The organism is Arthrobacter sp. B0490 (assembly GCF_002929355.1).
Lineage (GTDB): Bacteria > Actinomycetota > Actinomycetes > Actinomycetales > Micrococcaceae > Arthrobacter_D.
This window is the reverse complement of record NZ_PJIR01000024.1, coordinates 1-16,129: the sequence shown is the minus strand read 5'-3', so window position 1 is coordinate 16,129 and position 16,129 is coordinate 1. Positions and strand designations below refer to the sequence as shown.

14 protein-coding genes and 1 riboswitch are annotated in these 16,129 nt (G+C 69.8%); of the genes, 7 read left to right on the top strand and 7 right to left on the bottom strand.

Going from position 1 to position 16,129, the window contains the following annotated elements:
• Positions 1 to 319 precede the first annotated feature (319 nt).
• Positions 320 to 394: riboswitch (cyclic di-GMP riboswitch) on the top strand.
• 135 nt (positions 395 to 529) lie between these two features.
• Positions 530 to 1,705 carry a glycoside hydrolase family 26 protein gene (locus CXQ97_RS18035; RefSeq protein WP_104182274.1) on the top strand — a complete coding sequence of 392 codons (1,176 nt, stop codon included), beginning with the start codon at positions 530 to 532 and terminating at the stop codon, positions 1,703 to 1,705.
• A gap of 49 nt (positions 1,706 to 1,754) precedes the next feature.
• Here CXQ97_RS18035 and CXQ97_RS18030 read toward each other — a convergent pair whose 3' ends face one another.
• A complete protein-coding gene (locus CXQ97_RS18030) occupies positions 1,755 to 2,918 on the bottom strand; it encodes a glycoside hydrolase family 26 protein (RefSeq protein ID WP_258062755.1) in 1,164 nt (387 codons plus the stop codon).
• A gap of 220 nt (positions 2,919 to 3,138) precedes the next feature.
• On the opposite strand from CXQ97_RS18030, the gene CXQ97_RS18025 reads away from it, so the two are divergent.
• Positions 3,139 to 3,774: a hypothetical protein gene (locus CXQ97_RS18025; RefSeq protein ID WP_146069711.1), complete on the top strand. Its 636-nt coding sequence runs from the start codon at positions 3,139 to 3,141 to the stop codon at positions 3,772 to 3,774.
• Positions 3,775 to 3,801: 27 nt separating this feature from the next.
• On the top strand, positions 3,802 to 6,261 hold the full coding sequence (locus CXQ97_RS18020) for an Ig-like domain-containing protein (RefSeq protein ID WP_104182270.1): 2,460 nt from the start codon (positions 3,802 to 3,804) through the stop codon (positions 6,259 to 6,261).
• A 58-nt stretch (positions 6,262 to 6,319) separates the two neighbouring features.
• On the opposite strand, the gene CXQ97_RS18015 is transcribed toward CXQ97_RS18020, so the two are convergent.
• The 5 genes from CXQ97_RS18015 to CXQ97_RS17995 form a co-directional block, all read right to left on the bottom strand.
• Positions 6,320 to 7,798: an amidohydrolase gene (locus CXQ97_RS18015; RefSeq protein ID WP_258062754.1), complete on the bottom strand. Its 1,479-nt coding sequence runs from the start codon at positions 7,796 to 7,798 to the stop codon at positions 6,320 to 6,322.
• Positions 7,795 to 8,409 (bottom strand): FMN-binding negative transcriptional regulator, encoded by a 615-nt coding sequence (locus tag CXQ97_RS18010; protein ID WP_104182269.1) that lies wholly within the window; start codon positions 8,407 to 8,409, stop codon positions 7,795 to 7,797. The genes CXQ97_RS18015 and CXQ97_RS18010 overlap by 4 nt, the downstream gene beginning before the upstream one ends.
• Positions 8,410 to 8,516: 107 nt before the next feature.
• Entirely contained in the window at positions 8,517 to 8,723 is a 207-nt protein-coding gene (locus CXQ97_RS18005; RefSeq protein ID WP_104182268.1) for a hypothetical protein, read from the bottom strand.
• Between the two features lie 275 nt (positions 8,724 to 8,998).
• Entirely contained in the window at positions 8,999 to 9,232 is a 234-nt protein-coding gene (locus tag CXQ97_RS18000; protein WP_104182267.1) for a hypothetical protein, read from the bottom strand.
• A 106-nt stretch (positions 9,233 to 9,338) separates the two neighbouring features.
• Positions 9,339 to 9,803 carry a Fur family transcriptional regulator gene (locus CXQ97_RS17995; RefSeq protein ID WP_104182266.1) on the bottom strand — a complete coding sequence of 155 codons (465 nt, stop codon included), beginning with the start codon at positions 9,801 to 9,803 and terminating at the stop codon, positions 9,339 to 9,341.
• 74 nt (positions 9,804 to 9,877) lie between these two features.
• On the opposite strand from CXQ97_RS17995, the gene CXQ97_RS17990 reads away from it, so the two are divergent.
• Entirely contained in the window at positions 9,878 to 11,539 is a 1,662-nt protein-coding gene (locus CXQ97_RS17990) for a catalase (protein ID WP_104182265.1), read from the top strand.
• Positions 11,540 to 11,681: 142 nt separating this feature from the next.
• On the opposite strand, the gene CXQ97_RS17985 is transcribed toward CXQ97_RS17990, so the two are convergent.
• On the bottom strand, positions 11,682 to 12,092 hold the full coding sequence (locus CXQ97_RS17985) for a DUF6855 family protein (protein WP_104182264.1): 411 nt from the start codon (positions 12,090 to 12,092) through the stop codon (positions 11,682 to 11,684).
• Positions 12,093 to 12,253: 161 nt separating this feature from the next.
• Between CXQ97_RS17985 and CXQ97_RS17980 the strand changes: the two genes are divergently transcribed.
• The 3 genes from CXQ97_RS17980 (at position 12,254) to hpaE (ending at position 16,005) form a co-directional block, all read left to right on the top strand.
• On the top strand, positions 12,254 to 13,717 hold the full coding sequence (locus CXQ97_RS17980) for a fumarylacetoacetate hydrolase family protein (RefSeq protein ID WP_104182263.1): 1,464 nt from the start codon (positions 12,254 to 12,256) through the stop codon (positions 13,715 to 13,717).
• The gene (locus CXQ97_RS17975) at positions 13,710 to 14,399 is read left to right on the top strand and encodes a GntR family transcriptional regulator (protein WP_104182262.1); all 690 of its coding nucleotides are present in this window, start codon (positions 13,710 to 13,712) and stop codon (positions 14,397 to 14,399) included. Before CXQ97_RS17980 ends, CXQ97_RS17975 begins: the two co-directional genes overlap by 8 nt.
• A gap of 67 nt (positions 14,400 to 14,466) precedes the next feature.
• A complete protein-coding gene (gene hpaE, locus CXQ97_RS17970) occupies positions 14,467 to 16,005 on the top strand; it encodes a 5-carboxymethyl-2-hydroxymuconate semialdehyde dehydrogenase (protein WP_104182261.1) in 1,539 nt (512 codons plus the stop codon).
• Positions 16,006 to 16,129: the final 124 nt, after the last annotated feature.

The following is a 16,129-nucleotide window of genomic DNA, read 5'->3' as shown; positions in this document are numbered from 1 at the left end:
AGCTCCTCCGGCCGGTCGAGCCCGACGCCTGCTGCGGGCTGGATCCGGGGGTCGCCCGAGACGTAACCATGGTGGTGGAATTGCACGGACTGTCCTCACTTCGTCGTGGTCGCACCGCTGCTGTCGTGTTCGATAATCGAACGCCTCGTTCTACTATCGTGACGCCGATGCTAGTCCGCGGCGGGGCGGTACTCAAGGGGAACGGGTCCTGCAGGAATCCTGCCGGTATCCTTCGCGGTTCCGCCGGTCCTGGCGACAGCCGTGGGGCAGGATGGAAAGGCCCGGCACCTGGATGGTCGGGCCGCTCCGGGCAACCGCCCGGGGGTGAAGGCAAACCCGGTGCGAGCCGGCGACGCAAAGCCACGGGACCCCACGGGTCAGCCGGGCTACCGAACCAGTGGAGGCGTCCGTCATGGTCCCAGCCCCGCCCTTGTCCCCCACCGAAGCACAGGCCGAAGCGCCGTCCGAAGCCCCGCCTGCAGCCGCGCGGACGGCTCGTCGCGGCCCCGTCCTGCGTCTTCTCCTGCTGATGTGCGCTGTCGCCGTGTTCTCGGCAGGCGGTCTTCCCGCAGCGCAGGCGGCGGCGTCGATCGGCCTCAGCAGCACGACGGGACCGGCAGGGACATCCGTGACGGTCACCGGTGCAGGGTTCCCCAAGAACACCCGCGGGTCGCTCACGAACGGGGTCTCCGCCACGGTGATCAGCACGAACGGGAAGGGCTCCTTCCTCTCCTCGGTCGTCATCCCACCGGGATCCTCCGTCACCATCACCGCGACGGCAGGTGCCGCATCGGCGTCGTCCGTGTTCACCGTCGTGGCCCCCGCGCCGGCACCGGGCACGCCGGCGTCGGCGAAGGGCATCAGGTTCGGTGTCGGCACCGAGGGCGGTCCGGCAGCGGGAGCTGAACTGGACGAGGTGACGGTCCTTGCCGGAGAAGCGCCGTCCCTGGTGCTGTCGTACAAGGACTTCAACCAGGCTCCGCCCCTTGCCGAACTGGACGCGGCACGCGCACGGGGAGCAGAGACGCTGCTGACCTGGGAACCCTGGGCCTGGGGAGGCGGCACCGACCAGCCCGCCTACTCCCTCGACCGCATCGCGGCCGGTGACTTCGATGCCTACCTGCGCCAGTGGGGATCGGCCCTCGGGCAGTGGGGCCAGCCGGTGTACCTGCGGTTCGGACACGAGATGAACGGGAACTGGTATCCGTGGGCCGAAGGCGTCAACGGCAACGGCGCCGGCGACTACATCGCCGCGTACCGTCACGTCCACGACGTCGTCGCCTCGACCGGGGCCACCAACATCCGCTGGGTCTGGAACCCGAACGTCCCCTACTGGGGTTCCACACCGCTCGCGCAGCTGTACCCGGGCGCCGACTACGTCGACGCGACAGCACTGGACGGCTACAACTGGGGGACCTCGCAGGCCTGGAGCACGTGGCAGGAACCGCAGGCACTGTTCGGGGAGGGATTGTCGCAGGTGAGGCAGCTGGCACCGGGCAGACCGATCATGATCGCCGAGACGGCGTCCTCGGAGATCGGCGGTTCGAAGGCGGCCTGGACCACGGCCCTCTTCCAGTACCTCTCGGCGCAACCCGACGTGATGGCCCTGATCTGGTTCCACATCGACAAGGAGGCCGACTGGCGCATCAACAGCAGCGATGCCTCGACCAGCGCCTTCCGGGCCGCTCTCGCCGGACGACGCTGATCCCCTGCCGGTGGAGCCCCCCGCTTCCGGCCGCTCCACCGGCGGGGACCTAGTCCAGGGGTTCCCCGCAGTCCGCGGGCCCCTCGGCGAAGCGGTACCAGTCCGGCAGCGCGGCGGTGAACTCGGTCCGGACGGCGTCGTCCTCCACCACCGTCCAGTCCACGGCGGCGCCGACCTCGGGTTCCACCTTGTTCCACTCGAACCAGTTCACCATCGTCAGTTGCGGGAACCGCTCCTGGACCCCGGGATCGAAGACCTGCTCCCACCAGGCGCGCTTGATGTTCAGGGCTCGCAGGCCACCGATGTCGTCCCGGACGAGCGCCGCCGTCTCAGGGATGGCCACCGGCTTGCCGTGGCCTCCGGCGTAGTCGGCGTAGAAGTCCGGCAGCATCGAGTCGTCGCCGTTCTTCCCGTCGTACTGCCCGGTCAACTGGTCGACGAACTTGCCCTGCTCCGGCATCTCGCTCTCGCCCCATGGATAGGTGCTGCCCCAGTGGTACAGGGACATGCCCACCCAGTCGACGGCGTCGTCGCCCGGATAGTACGGCGCGTAGGGGTCGTCGTCGGGCGTCAGGACCCCGTCACCGGTGGTGTCCAGCTCGGGGAACCCCGGCACGCCGGGCAGGGCTTCGTGCGCACCTCCCGAGAAGGGGTACCCCCCGCCATAGTTCGGCGCCCACATCATCGCCGATCCTGGCGCATCCCGGTGCACCGCGTCGGCAACACGCCTGAAGGCCGCGATGTACTCCGACGGCTGCTGGCCCCAGGGGTACCAGGAGCCGTTCATCTCATGGGCGAAGCGGACGACGACCGGCACTCCGTTGGTATTGAACCGCGCGAGCATCGCGGCGAGCCCGACCGCCTGCTCGTCGGTGACCGCGGCCAGGCCCTCCATCGGCTCGAGCGTCAGCAGCAGCATCCCGCCCTCCTGCCGCACCTGCTCCGCGGCCGACGCGAGGAGGCCGGGGTCTTCCTGGCCGAGCGGGAAGCCGGCGAAGGTCACGGCCACGGCAGGGCGCCGACCCAACTTCTCCGAGTACTCGGCGAGGGTCTCCCGGCCCCACTCGAGGTTCACCCCCATCAGCGTCCCGTCGGCCGGGGCGAGCGTGCCGCCCCCGAGGGGTTCACACGGCACCGCAGCGGGGTTGATGTTGCAGGCGCACAGGGAGAGGAGAAGGAGCGCGGGAAGCATCCGCGCGAGAGGTGAGACCACACCGTGCAATCTACTACCGGCGTTCCCCGCCGGCAGGGACCCGATGCGGCGACCGGCGCTACCGGCGCCTCGATCGCCCTCCGATACTCAGGTTCTCCTCAGTTTCCTAGGTGATCGGCAGTCCTCCCCGTACGTTGACTGCATCAGCGAAGGGGGTTCCGATCACGGACCACGCTGACACGTCGGTCTCCACATCGGTCTCGAACCTAAGGTCTCTTCCATGAAAAACCCCTCTGCGCGGATGCGCACCCTCGCGGCGTTCGGCGCCGCCCCCCTGGCTGTCCTGCTGGCCGGAGGCATGGTCTGGCAGGGCTCGCAGGCTGCCTTTACGGCGTCCACGCGCAATGCCGGAAACTCCTGGAGTACCGGCAACGTGGTCCTCAACGACGACGACCTCGGTGCTGCCGCCTTCACGGTCGAGAACATCGTCCCCGACCAGACCGGCCAGAAGTGCATCGTCGTGACCTCCCAGTCCAACGTCGCGGGTGAGGTGCGTGCCTATACCCAGAACCTGATCACCTCCCGCGGGATGGAGAACCGGATCTACCTCGACCTCGAGCAGGGCACGGGTGGTTCCTTCAACAACTGTTCCGGCTTCACGCCCACGGCCAACACCGTTCCCGAGCTACCCCTGTCCACGCTTGCACGGGAGAACAGGGACTTCCTCACCGGCGGTTCCGTCTGGCAGACGGCCGGGACGCCCGGCGAGACGCAGAGCTACCGTGCGACCTGGAGATTCGACATCACGGGGATGAGCCAGGACGAGGTCAACGCGCTGCAGGGAGCCAGGGTCGGGATCGACCTGGTCTGGGAGCTCCAGTCGGACGACGCCGCGCCGGCACCAGCAGCCCGCTGATCCGGCGCCGACGGCGGTAACGACCTGATGGGCCGGGAGGAACTCGGGCCTGCCCCGGACGCCTCCCGGCCGGGCGCCCTGCTCTCCGCGGACGGCTGGGTGGCCTTCGTCGTCTCCTTCCTCTCCCGGCTGTACCTGGGACTGGTCTTCAGCCTGGCCCTGATCGCGTTGCTGCCGAACCTCCTGGGCTGGCACGGCACCGTCGTCCAGAGCGGATCGATGGAACCGCACATCAGCGCCGGCGACGTCGTCCTGGCAGGCACACCGGACGACGACGCACCCGTCGCCCTCGGGACCGTCGTGGAGTTCACGAGCCCCGCTTCGGCCGAGCCCAGTGGCGTGGAGAAGACCCGCCTGCACCGGATCGTCGCCGGCAATCCGGACGGCACCTTCGTCACCGCCGGGGATGCGAACACCGACACCGACAGCACGCCGCTGGCCCGGGAGCAGATCACCGGCCAGGCGCGGCTCCTGATCCCGATGATCGGACTACCCGGCCTCTGGCTGGCCCACCATGATTTCCCGTCGCTGGCACTGTGGTCGGTGGGAACGCTCCTCGCCCTCGCAATCAGCGTCTTCACCACCCGCACCAGGACCAGGGACGGGAAGGGAACCAGCGCCGGCGGGAACGACCCGGGCAACGGCGGGACTCCACCCCCGGCCGGTGCTTCCCGACAGGCCGGGATGCAGGCCGGGGCAGCCCTGGGCATCCTGGCGGCCCTGATCGCCCTGGCATCGGTGCCCCCGGGCGCGTTCTCCTCGGCAGCGTTCACGGCGAGTGCCGCCAACACCTCGAACACCTTCGCCGCGGCGGCCGACTGGACACCCCCCACGGTCACGCTCGCGGATCCGGGTGCCCCGGTCCAGGCGGGCGTCACGCTGACCGCCGACGCCGCCGACGCGCAGTCGGGCATCCGGAGCGTCCGCATCGACTACGCCTCCGCCGGCACCACCGCGTGGACCACGATCTGCACGGCGACCACGCCTCCCTACACGTGCTCGTGGAACACCGGGGGAACACCTGATGGTGCCTACACCCTCCGGGCGGTGGCGACCAACGGTATCGACCTCGTCACCTCCTCCGAGGTCGCCACCCGGGTGGCCAACGCCTTCACGGTCGTGCTGGCGGATCCCGGCGAGGTCCAGCGCGGAACCGTCAACCTGGCGACCGCCCTGTCCGGCTCGGGCACGAGGAACTACTCGGTCCGGGTGGAGTACTCCCCGGCAGGAGCCGACCGGTGGAGCGCCCTGTGCACGAACCTCGTCGCACCCTACGACTGCGCCTGGACCACGACCGGCTTCGCGAACGACTACTACGACCTGCGCGCCGTCGCCACCTCGGGGAACACCACGGTCCACTCCGAGACCCTCACGGACATCCTGACGGACAACTCCCCGCCGTCGGTCACCATGACCGACCCCGGCACACCCCTGAGCGGGACGAGGACCCTCACGGCGACCGCCGTCGACGCCCATTCCGGGATCGCCCAGACCCAGATCCAGTACGCCCGCTCCGGCACGGCCACCTGGACGACCGTCTGCGCCGTGGACACGGCTCCCTACTCCTGCCGGCTCGACACCACCACCCTCCCCTACGGCATCTACGGCTTCCGCGCCATCGCCACCGATATCGCCGGGAACAGCACCACCTCCGCCGCCGTGTCCAACCGCCTGGTGGACAACACCATCGCCTCGGTCTCCGTCGAGGACCCCGGTGCCTACCTGACCGGAACGGCCAGGCTCAACGCCTCGGCGAACTCGACCGTGGGTATCAGCCGGGTCCGGATCCAGACCGCCCCCTCCGGGACCGCGACCTGGACGACCCGCTGCACCCTCGTCGCCACCCCGTACAGCTGCGACTGGGACACCCGCTCGGTCGTCGACGGCCTGTACGACCTCCGCGCGGTCCTCACGGACACCGCGGGACGGGAGACGATCTCCGCCCTCGTGGCCCAGCGCCGGGTGGACAACAGCCCGCTGCGCGGCACCGACATCCAGACCACCAGCACGACGACCACACCGGGGACAGCCGGACCCGGCGACAGCATGGTCTTCACCTACAGCCAGCCCGTCAACCCGGCCACCGTCACCCCGACCTGGAACGGTGCCGCACTCCCCGTGACCGTGCGCCTGCGCGACGGAAGCCTCGTGGGCCTCGACGGCTCAGGCGACACGATCGACGTGCAACGCTCCGGTGCCGCCGTGAACCTCGGATCGGTGAACCTGCGGCAGAACTACGTCAGGAACCGCCGGACCGTGACGTTCAACGCCACGATGACGGCCACCAGCGTCATCATCAACGGCGGACCCCGCACGGTCGTCACCGTCACGCTGGGAACGGCCGCCACCGGCGCGGGGAACCTGCGCACCACGGGCACGCCGGCCGCCATGATCTGGACACCCAGCACGACCGTCGCCACCCCCACCGGCATCCGATCCTCCAACACACCCGCCACGGAGAGCGGCGCCGTCGACCGGGATTTCTGATGCCCGCGGGGGATGGACCGTTCGCCGGGTTCTCGATCCTCGCGCGGCCGTCCCCGGATCAGTCGAGGGTCTGGTGGGTCCAGCGGCCGCCGAGCATCGTCGCCGAGACCTCGAGCCGTCGCAGGTCGTCCGCCGTGAGCGGGTCCGTCTCCGTGACGACGAGGTCGGCAACGGCGCCCGCTGCGACGGTGGCGGGTCCCCCGGTGGAGGACGCGAGCGCGACGGACGCGAGCACGCGCTGCTCGACGTGCCAGGGAACACGCCCGTCGCGGGCGCGTGAGACGGCGGCGGCCATGGAGATCCACGGATCGAGCGGCGCGACCGGAGCATCGGAGCCCAGCCGGATCTCCGCACCGGAGGCCACGAGGCTCCCGAGAGCGAACGCCCGATCGGTCCGCCCGGCCCAGTACCGGTCGGCGACGTCGCGGTCGTCCATCGCGTGCTCCGGCTGGACGCTGGCGATGATGCCGAGCTGCCCGAAGCGTTCGAAGTCACCCGCACCGACGAGCTGGGCGTGTTCGATGCTGCCACCACAGCCCACCTCCTCGAGCGCATCGAGGGCGAGCGCGTTCGCCGCATCACCGATGGCGTGCACCGCGGGCACCAGGCCCGCAGACGACGCACGGCGCAGGTACCCGACCAGTTCCTCCCGGCCGACGGTGGACATCCCGTGGCTGTCGGCCGCTGCTCCCCGACCGGGGTACGGATCGTGGCAGTACGCGGTCCGCGTATTCAGTGAGCCGTCCGTGATGATCTTGAACGGGCCCATCGCGACGAGGCCCCCGGTTCCGTCGATGATGTCCCCGGTGCGCAGCCCCCGCGCGATGACGGCGTCGAGATCGCGTGGGTACACTCCCGCCCGCACCCGCAGGTCCCGGCTGCCGGCTGCGACGCGTCGCGCCCACCGATCGACCGAGAACGTCATCTCCAGGTCGACGATGCCGACGACACCGCGGGCGGCCGCCGCGGCTGCTGCTTCGGCCACCCATGCATCGAGTTGCTCCTCGGACACCGCGCCGACCCGGGCGCTGACGTCGAACGCCTCGTCCTCCCGCAGCAGACCCGTCGGATGATCGGCGCGGCCGTGCTCCGCGAGGGCGCTCGAGTTGAGCCAGAGCGTGTGCAGGTCCTTGCTGACGAGGACGACGGGCACGTCGACGCCCCCGGCATCGAGGACCTCCCGCGACGGCGCATCCGGCCACAGGGCGTCCTGGAATCCGTAACCGATCAGCGGCTGCCGGGTCGAGGGCGTGGTCCGCAGACGCTCCCGGACCAGCGAGGCAGCCTCCGCTGCGGAGGTCACCGAGGACAGGTCGAGACGCTGACGGACGAGGGCCCACTGGTCCATGTGCACATGCGAATCCCAGAGGCCCGGCGCGATCCAGCGTCCGTCCAGGTCGACGGCGGGCGTCGCGCCGCCCCCCGTACCCTCACCGACCGAGGTGATGACCCCGTCCTGGACGAGGACGTCCACGGGGACGCCGGACCCTCCGACCAGTCGCGCCGAGCGGAGCAGGATGCCGTCTCCCCCGCTCACCCCCGTACCCGCCGCATCTCGCGGGCCAGGGCGGGATTGGCGTAGTGATCCCCGTGCTCGAGCTCGTCGATGATGCGGTCGGCCACCTCGGGGGCCTTGTCCTGGCTGAGCTTCAGCCGCGCATCGAAGCGGGTCACATGCAGGCGGATGCCCACGGTGCCCTGCGCCACCCGGCGCGACCCTTCCACGTCCAGGTCCAGCGAGCCGGGGTCGGGCATGACGCGCTCGAAATGGTCGACCAGCCGGCCGAGGACCAGGAAATTCTCCTCGTCGGACAGCACCTCCGGCGTGCCGTACAGGTGGGCGGTCACGTGGTTCCAGGTCGGGATGATCTGCCCGCTCGGATACCAGCCGGGTGAGATGTAGCCATGGGGCCCCTGCACGATCAGCAACACCTCATGGTCGCCGAGTTCGTGCAGCCGCTCGTCCGGACGCCCGACATGGCTGACGATGCTGATGCTGTCGTCGGGCGTCTCCTCGAGCACGACGGGGTAGTGGGATGCCACGAGGCCGGAGGCCGGCGTCGAGACGATCGTCGCCCAGGGGTTCTCACGGACGAGCCGCTTCACCTCGTCGACATCGGACAGGACGAAGGCAGGCGTGTGGCGCATGGTCAATACTCTGGCAGACCCCGGCCGCGGTGGGGAGAGCGCTCCTTGGACCCACGGCCACGGCCGCCGCCGGTCGAAGCGGCACGGCCCGCCCGTCGTGCGCCGGCTCAGCTGTTCTTGGTCCGGACCGGGCTGTCCTCGATCTCCTCGAGCGCGTCCCCGTCCTCGGCGGGCGCTGCCGGCGCGGAGGCGTCGCCCGGGGTCGTGGGCTCGTCGCCGTCGTGCTTCGGCAGGTCGTCATGACCTGCCAGTGACGCGGAGAGCTCCTGGTCAGCGGATTCGTCGTGGTTCGGGTGGTCGGCAGATGCGTTCACAGGAGGTCCTCGGGTGGTCGTGGTCGTGGCGCGGGAGTCGCCCTGTCCGGGCTGCTCCGTACGTCATCGGTCGTCCTATCATCGCCGCCCTGTCCCGGGTCCGCTCGATCGCTGGCCGGTTGCACTAACACCGTGCGGCGTGGTCATCCGCCGGCATGCACGCGTCCACCCGGCGCGATCGGAGCGCGCCGGGTGGACCGGTCGGTGTATACGGGTACGGATGTGCACGGCGAGGGAGCGCCGGCGACTCGAACAGCCGCCGGGGCCTCGAGCGGCTAACCCGTGTAGGTGTACGAGCCGCCGGACACCGCGCTGGGCGCGCCGGTCGTGACGTAGCTGCCGGGAGCGGCTGATGCGGGCATGCGCGACGTATAGGTGCCCGTGCTCGCGTGCCTCTGCGGCGTCGTCGTGCCGGACGTCGTGATGTAGCTCCCCTGAGCCGGCGTGGGTGCCACGCTGCTGCGGGAAGTGGAGCGGAGGTCGGTACGGGTGGAATCAATGAGGGTCATGGTTCTTCCTTGTCGGATTCGGGCACGACGGCATAGGGAGGGGTGAGCGTCTGCCCGGATGGTGGACGCCGGACCGCTGATCGGTCGGCGCCCGGTTGTTATGGGGTCAGGAGTCGTCGTCGGTCGAGGCGGCAGTACGGCATTGCCCGCAGAGACCGTTGAACGTCACCTCGGCGGCGAAGACGGTGAAGCCGGCATCGTCGGACGGCTGCAGGCAGGGCGCTTCCCCGATGACGCAGTCGACGTCCCTGACGGTCGCGCACCTGATGCAGACGAGATGGTGGTGGTTGTCCCCGACCCTGCACTCGAACAGGGCCGGCGAGCCCGGGGGGTCGAACCGGCGGACCAGCCCGGCCCCCGTGAAAGCAGCAAGGATCCCGTAGACCGCCTGCGGGGAGGTACTGGAGAGCTCGTCCTTCACGCCGTCGAAAACGCGCTCCGCACTCGAGTGCGGAAGCTGCTGCAACGTTCGCAGCACGGCGACCCGGGGTGCCGTCACCTTCAGCCCCGACGCCCGGATCATCTGCCGTAGCAGATCGGTGTCGGGGAGGGTAGTAGGTGCGGTAGGCATACTCAACACTGTACCGTTTGTTTTGAACTACTCAAAACAAACTGTTGTTGAGAGTCCGCCGTAAGGAGAACCGCATGACTGATGTCGCCAGCCAGCCACCCGCCGAGGGGGACGACCGGGCCGTCCTGACCAACCGCCAGGGCCACCAGGTGTACGACAACCAGAATTCCCGGACGGTCGGCGCCCGCGGCCCGGCCACCCTCGAGAACTACCAGTTCCTCGAGAAGATCAGCCACTTCGACCGTGAGCGCATCCCCGAGCGCGTGGTCCACGCCCGCGGATTCGTCGCATACGGCGACTTCGAGGCGACGGGCATGTACGGTGACGAGCCGATCGCCGCCTACACCCGGGCGAAGCTGTTCTCGGACCCGGGCAAGAAGACCGACGTCGCCATCCGTTTCTCCTCCGTCATCGGCGGCCGGGATTCGTCCGAGGCCGCCAGGGATCCCCGCGGTTTCGCCGTGAAGTTCTACACGGAGGACGGCAACTGGGACCTCGTGGGCAACAACCTCGCCGTGTTCTTCATCCGCGACGCCATCAAGTTCCCCGACGTCATCCACTCCCTGAAGCCGGACCCCATCACGTTCAGGCAGGAACCGGCGCGCATCTTCGACTTCATGTCGCAGACCCCCGAGGCGATGCACATGCTCGTGAACCTCTTCAGCCCCCGCGGCATCCCGGCGGACTACCGCCACATGCAGGGATTCGGCGTCAACACCTACAAGTGGGTCAACGCCGAGGGCGACACCAAACTCGTGAAGTACACGTGGCAGCCGCAGCAGGGCGTCAAGAGCCTGACCGAGGAGGACGCCGCCAACATCCAGGCGACGGACCTCGGCCACGCCTCGAAGGACCTGTTCGAGGCCATCGAGCGCGGCGACTACCCGAAGTGGGACCTGTACGTGCAGCTGATGGACGACGGCGACCACCCGGAACTCGACTTCGACCCGCTGGACGATACGAAGACGTGGCCCGAGCAGGACTTCGAGCCGAAGCTCGTCGGCACCATGACGCTGAACAGGAACGTCTCGGACCACCACAACGAGAACGAGCAGATCTCCTTCGGCACGGGCGTCCTCGTGGACGGGCTCGATTTCTCGGACGACAAGATGCTCGTGGGCCGCACCTTCAGCTACAGCGACGCCCAGCGCTACCGCGTCGGCCCGAACTACCTCCAGCTGCCCGTGAACTCGGCGAAGAACGCCCCCGTGCACACGAACCAGAGCGGTGGGCAGATGTCCTACGGGACCGACCGCGCGCCGGGGCAGAATCCCCACGTCAACTACGAGCCCTCCATCACGGGCGGCCTGCGCGAAGGCCAGTACCCCACGCATGACGACCAGGGCCCCGAGATCCACGGACGCCTGACGCGCAAGCGGATCCCACTCACCAACGACTACCTGCAGGCGGGCCAGCGGTACCAGCTGCTCGAGCAGTGGGAGAAGGACGACCTCGTCGGCAACTTCGTCACGCTCATCGGGCAGGCGGCACGCGCGGTGCAGGAACGCATGGTCTGGCACTTCTACCTCGTCGACGACGAGCTCGGAGCACGTGTCGGCGAAGGCCTGGGCATCGGCCTCGACGAGGTCAAGGACCTGCCTCCCCTCGCGAGCCAGACCCTGTCCGACGACGAGCTGACACGCCTGAAGAACCTGGGCAACAACGGCCCGCGCGACGTCGAGGGACTGACCATGACGCACTGCGTGCCCAACGAGCACGTCGTCGTGACGCGCTGACCGACCCTCGGACGGACCCGGAGCCGGACGGCGGACGCCGGCACCCGGTCTCCCGTCGGTAGGCAGGTGTCCGACGGCGGACGGGGAACCCGGCGCGAGCGGGACGGCGTGACCCGGGTCGCGGCGAGGGAGCCCGGGTCCGTCAGGGCCGTCCGACGGCGCAGACCCTGTTGTTGCGCTGCTCGTGCGTGAGCTCAGCCAGGCCGAGTACCTCCAGCAACGGCGGCAGGTACATCCCGAACCGGCCCCGGTAGCCGTTCCTCAGCCCGTACCAGCCACCCACCGGATCGGACGCATCCCGCGCCCAGGCCTCGACGCTGCCCTCGGGTGCCGCCTTCTTCTCGTCGGCCGCACCGAGCGGCACCCGGTCGCCCTGTTCCAGCAGCCTTGCATGCAGGTCGCCGATGGCCCGCAGGTGGTACTTCAGCGTCGTGGAACCCACCTGGCAGACCAGCGCCGGGGGGTCGGCCTCCGCGTCCTCGTACATCGTGTACTCGGATGATCCCGGAGCCGTGACAAGTCGCCACGGATCGGCTTTCGTACCCTCGACCACCCAGCACCCCTTCGTGGACCCCGACATCGGCATCAGCCCAGGACGCGGCGGGCGACCCGCCTAGCCCCCCGGGGGGTACTTTGTACGCCGGGCACCTTGACGCACCCTCCGACGCCTGCCTACCCTTCGTATACGATTTCGTACTCGATGAGGAGCCGCGGGTGGATCAGGTCGACGAGGGCATTCTGGCCGCAGCCCGCAAGGTGATCGCGGTGCACATCAACTACCCCAGCCGGGCCGCGCAGCGGGGCCGCACCCCGGAGCAGCCCTCCTACTTCCTCAAGCCGTCGTCGTCGCTCGCCGTGTCCGGTTCCCCGGTCGAACGGCCTGCGGGGTGTGAGCTGCTCGGCTTCGAGGGCGAGATCGCGCTCGTCATCGGCACGCCCGCCCGCAGGGTCTCCCCCGCGGACGCCTGGGGCCACGTCGGTCAGGTCACGGCGAGCAACGACCTCGGGGTCTACGACCTCCGCTACGCCGACAAGGGCTCCAACCTGCGGTCCAAGGGTGGCGACGGCTTCACCCCCGTGGGACCGGGCCTCCTGCCCGCAGCCGCCGTCGATCCCGCGGCCCTGCGCATCCGCACCTGGCACAACGGCGCCCTCGTCCAGGACGACACCACCGCCGACCTCCTCTTCCCCTTCTCCCGGCTCGTCGCCGACCTGTCGCAGCTGATGACCCTCGAGCCGGGCGACATCATTCTCACCGGGACACCCGCGGGAGCCTCCGTCGCGGCACCCGGCGACCTCCTCGAGGTCGAGGTCAGTGCGGGCGCCCTTTCCACCGGACGGCTCACCACGACCGTGAGCGGGGGGACGACGCCGCTGGAGGACTTCGGCGCCCGGCCGAGGGCCGACGACGTGCAGCGGGAGGAGGCGTACGGGTCACGCGAAGCGGCCGGACTGCCCGCACCCGTGGTGAACGTCCTGACCCCGGAGCTGAAGGCGAGGCTCGAGAGCGTCTCCACCGCCACGCTCTCCTCGCAGCTGCGCAGGCGCGGCCTGAACAACGTCAGTATCGACGGACTCACCTCCACGCGGCCGGGGCAGCGCGTCGTCGGCCTGGCGCGCACGCTGCGGTACGTGCCGAACCGCGAGGACCTCTTCAAGCAGCACGGCGGAGGCTACAACGCCCAGAAGAGGGCGATCGACACGGTGAACGACGGCGAGATCCTCGTGATGGAGGCCCGCGGCGAGAAGGGTACCGGCACCATCGGGGACATCCTCGCCCTCCGGGCACAGGTGCGCGGCGCGGCGGCGATCATCACCGACGGCGGTGTCCGCGACTTCGCGACGGTGGCCGCCATGGAGATGCCCACGTTCTACGCCAACCCGCACCCCGCCGTGCTGGGGCGACGCCACATCCCGTGGGACACCGACGTCACCATCGCCTGCGGCGGGACGACCGTCCAGCCCGGCGACATCATCGTCGCGGACGCGGACGGCATCCTCGTGATCCCTCCGGCGCTCGCCGTCGAGCTCGCCGAGGACTCCCTCGCGCAGGAACGCGAGGAGACGTTCATCGCCCGGATGGTCGCCGAGGGACACGGCGTGGACGGCCTCTACCCGCTGAACGCCGCCTGGCGGGCGCGGTACGAGGCGGAGCGGGCGGGGACGTCCGATGACTGAGGTGGCAGGAACCGCCAGGGACGCCGCGACGGAGGGCAGCAAGTCGCAGCAGGCCTATGCCGCCGTGACGGCCCGGATCGTGGACGGCACCTACCCGCCCGGACACCGCCTCGTCCTCGCGGCGATCGCCCACGACCTCGGCGTGAGCGTGGTGCCCGTGCGGGAGGCGATCCGCCGCCTCGAAGCGGAGGGACTGGTGACCTTCCAGCGCAACGTGGGAGCGACGGTCGCGGGCATCGACCCCACCGAGTACCTGTACACGATGCAGACGCTGAGCCTCGTCGAAGGCGCCGCGACGGCCCTGTCCGCGCCCCTCATCGGCGTCGCGGACATCGCCCGCGCCCGTGCGGTGAACGAGGAGATGCGGGCCTGCCTGCAGCACTTCGACCCGCTGCGGTTCACTCGGCTCAACCAGGAGTTCCACGCCGTCCTCTTCGAGCGCTGCCCGAATCCGCACCTCCTGGACCTCGTGCACCGCGGCTGGAACCGCCTGGCGTCGCTGCGGTCCTCGACCTTCCGCTTCGTCCCTGGTCGCGCGCGCGCCTCGGTGGAGGAACACGAGGGCTTGCTGCGCCTGATCGAGGAGTCGGCCGACGCCGACGAGATCGAGCGTGCCGCCCGGTCCCACCGCAGCGCCACGCTCGACGCGTACCTGGCGCACGCCCACGACACGCACCCCTGACCGCGTCGATGATCCCTGTCAGCACCCCGTCCAGAACCCCGTCCAGAACCACCGTGAGGACCCACCGATGACGACGACCGGCGCCGCGACCGAGCAGTACATCCCGGAGGGGCTGCCCTCCTCCATCCAGCACTACATCGGCGGCCGCTTCGTCGACTCCGTGAACGGTGCGACCTTCGACGTGCTCGACCCCGTGTCCAACACCCCGTACGCGACGGCTGCGGCCGGGCAGCAGGAGGACATCGACCTCGCGGTCGCCGCGGCCCGCGAGGCCTTCACCAGCGGGCCGTGGCCCCGCATGAAGCCCCGCGAGCGGGCGCGTGTGCTGAACCGGATCGCCGACGCGGTCGAGGCGCAGGAGGAGCGGCTCGCCGAGCTCGAGACGTTCGACACCGGCCTGCCGATCACGCAGGCCAAGGGGCAGGCGCTGCGTGCGGCGGAGAACTTCCGCTTCTTCGCGGACCTCATCGTGGCCCAGTTCGACGACGCCATGAAGGTGCCCGGCTCCCAGATCAACTACGTGAACCGGAAGCCCATCGGCGTCGCAGGGCTGATCACCCCGTGGAACACGCCCTTCATGCTGGAGTCCTGGAAGCTCGCCCCCGCGCTGGCCACGGGCAACACCGTGGTCCTGAAGCCGGCCGAGTTCACGCCCCTCTCCGCCTCGCTCTGGGCGCAGATCTTCAAGGACGCCGGCCTGCCCGACGGCGTCTTCAACCTCGTCAACGGGCTCGGCGAGGAGGCGGGCGACGCCCTCGTGAAGCACCCGGACGTCCCGCTGATCTCCTTCACCGGTGAGACGACCACGGGCCAGACGATCTTCCGGAACGCTGCGGCCAACCTCAAGGGGCTCTCCATGGAGCTCGGCGGGAAGTCCCCCTGCATCGTCTTCGCCGACGCGGACATCGATGCAGCGATCGACTCGGCCCTGTTCGGGGTGTTCTCCCTCAACGGCGAGCGCTGCACTGCCGGATCCCGCATCCTGGTGGAGCGCGGCGTGTACGAGGAGTTCTGCCGGAAGTACGCCGCGCGTGCGAGGACGATCGTGGTCGGTGACCCGCACGACCCGAAGACCGAGGTCGGCGCCCTCGTCCACCCGGAGCACTTCGACAAGGTGGCCTCCTACGTGGAGATCGGCAAGACGGAGGGCCGCCTCCTCGCCGGCGGCGGCCGCCCGGAGCACCTCCCGCACGGCAACTACATCGCCCCCACCGTCTTCGCCGACGTCTCCCCCGACGCCCGCATCTTCCAGGAGGAGATCTTCGGCCCCGTCGTCGCCATCACCCCGTTCGAGGACGACGCCGAGGCGCTGGCCCTGGCGAACAACACGCGCTACGGACTCGCCGCGTACGTGTGGACGACGGACCTGACACGCGCCCACACCTTCGCGCAGAGCGTCGAAGCGGGCATGGTGTGGCTCAACAGCCACAACGTCCGCGACCTCCGCACGCCCTTCGGCGGCGTCAAGGCCTCCGGCCTCGGCCACGAGGGCGGCTACCGCTCCATCGACTTCTACACGGACCAGCAGGCCGTGCACATCACGCTCGGCACCGTCCACACGCCGAAGTTCGGCACCATCGAGGACTCCGCAGCCGACGAAGGCTGACCATCCGTCCGCACGACGAAGAGAGAACCGCCATGGCCCAGCCCATCCCCACGCCCTCGGTCCCCGCACCGGACATCGTCCGCTGCGCGTACATGGAGATCGTGGTCACCGACCTCGCCCGCTC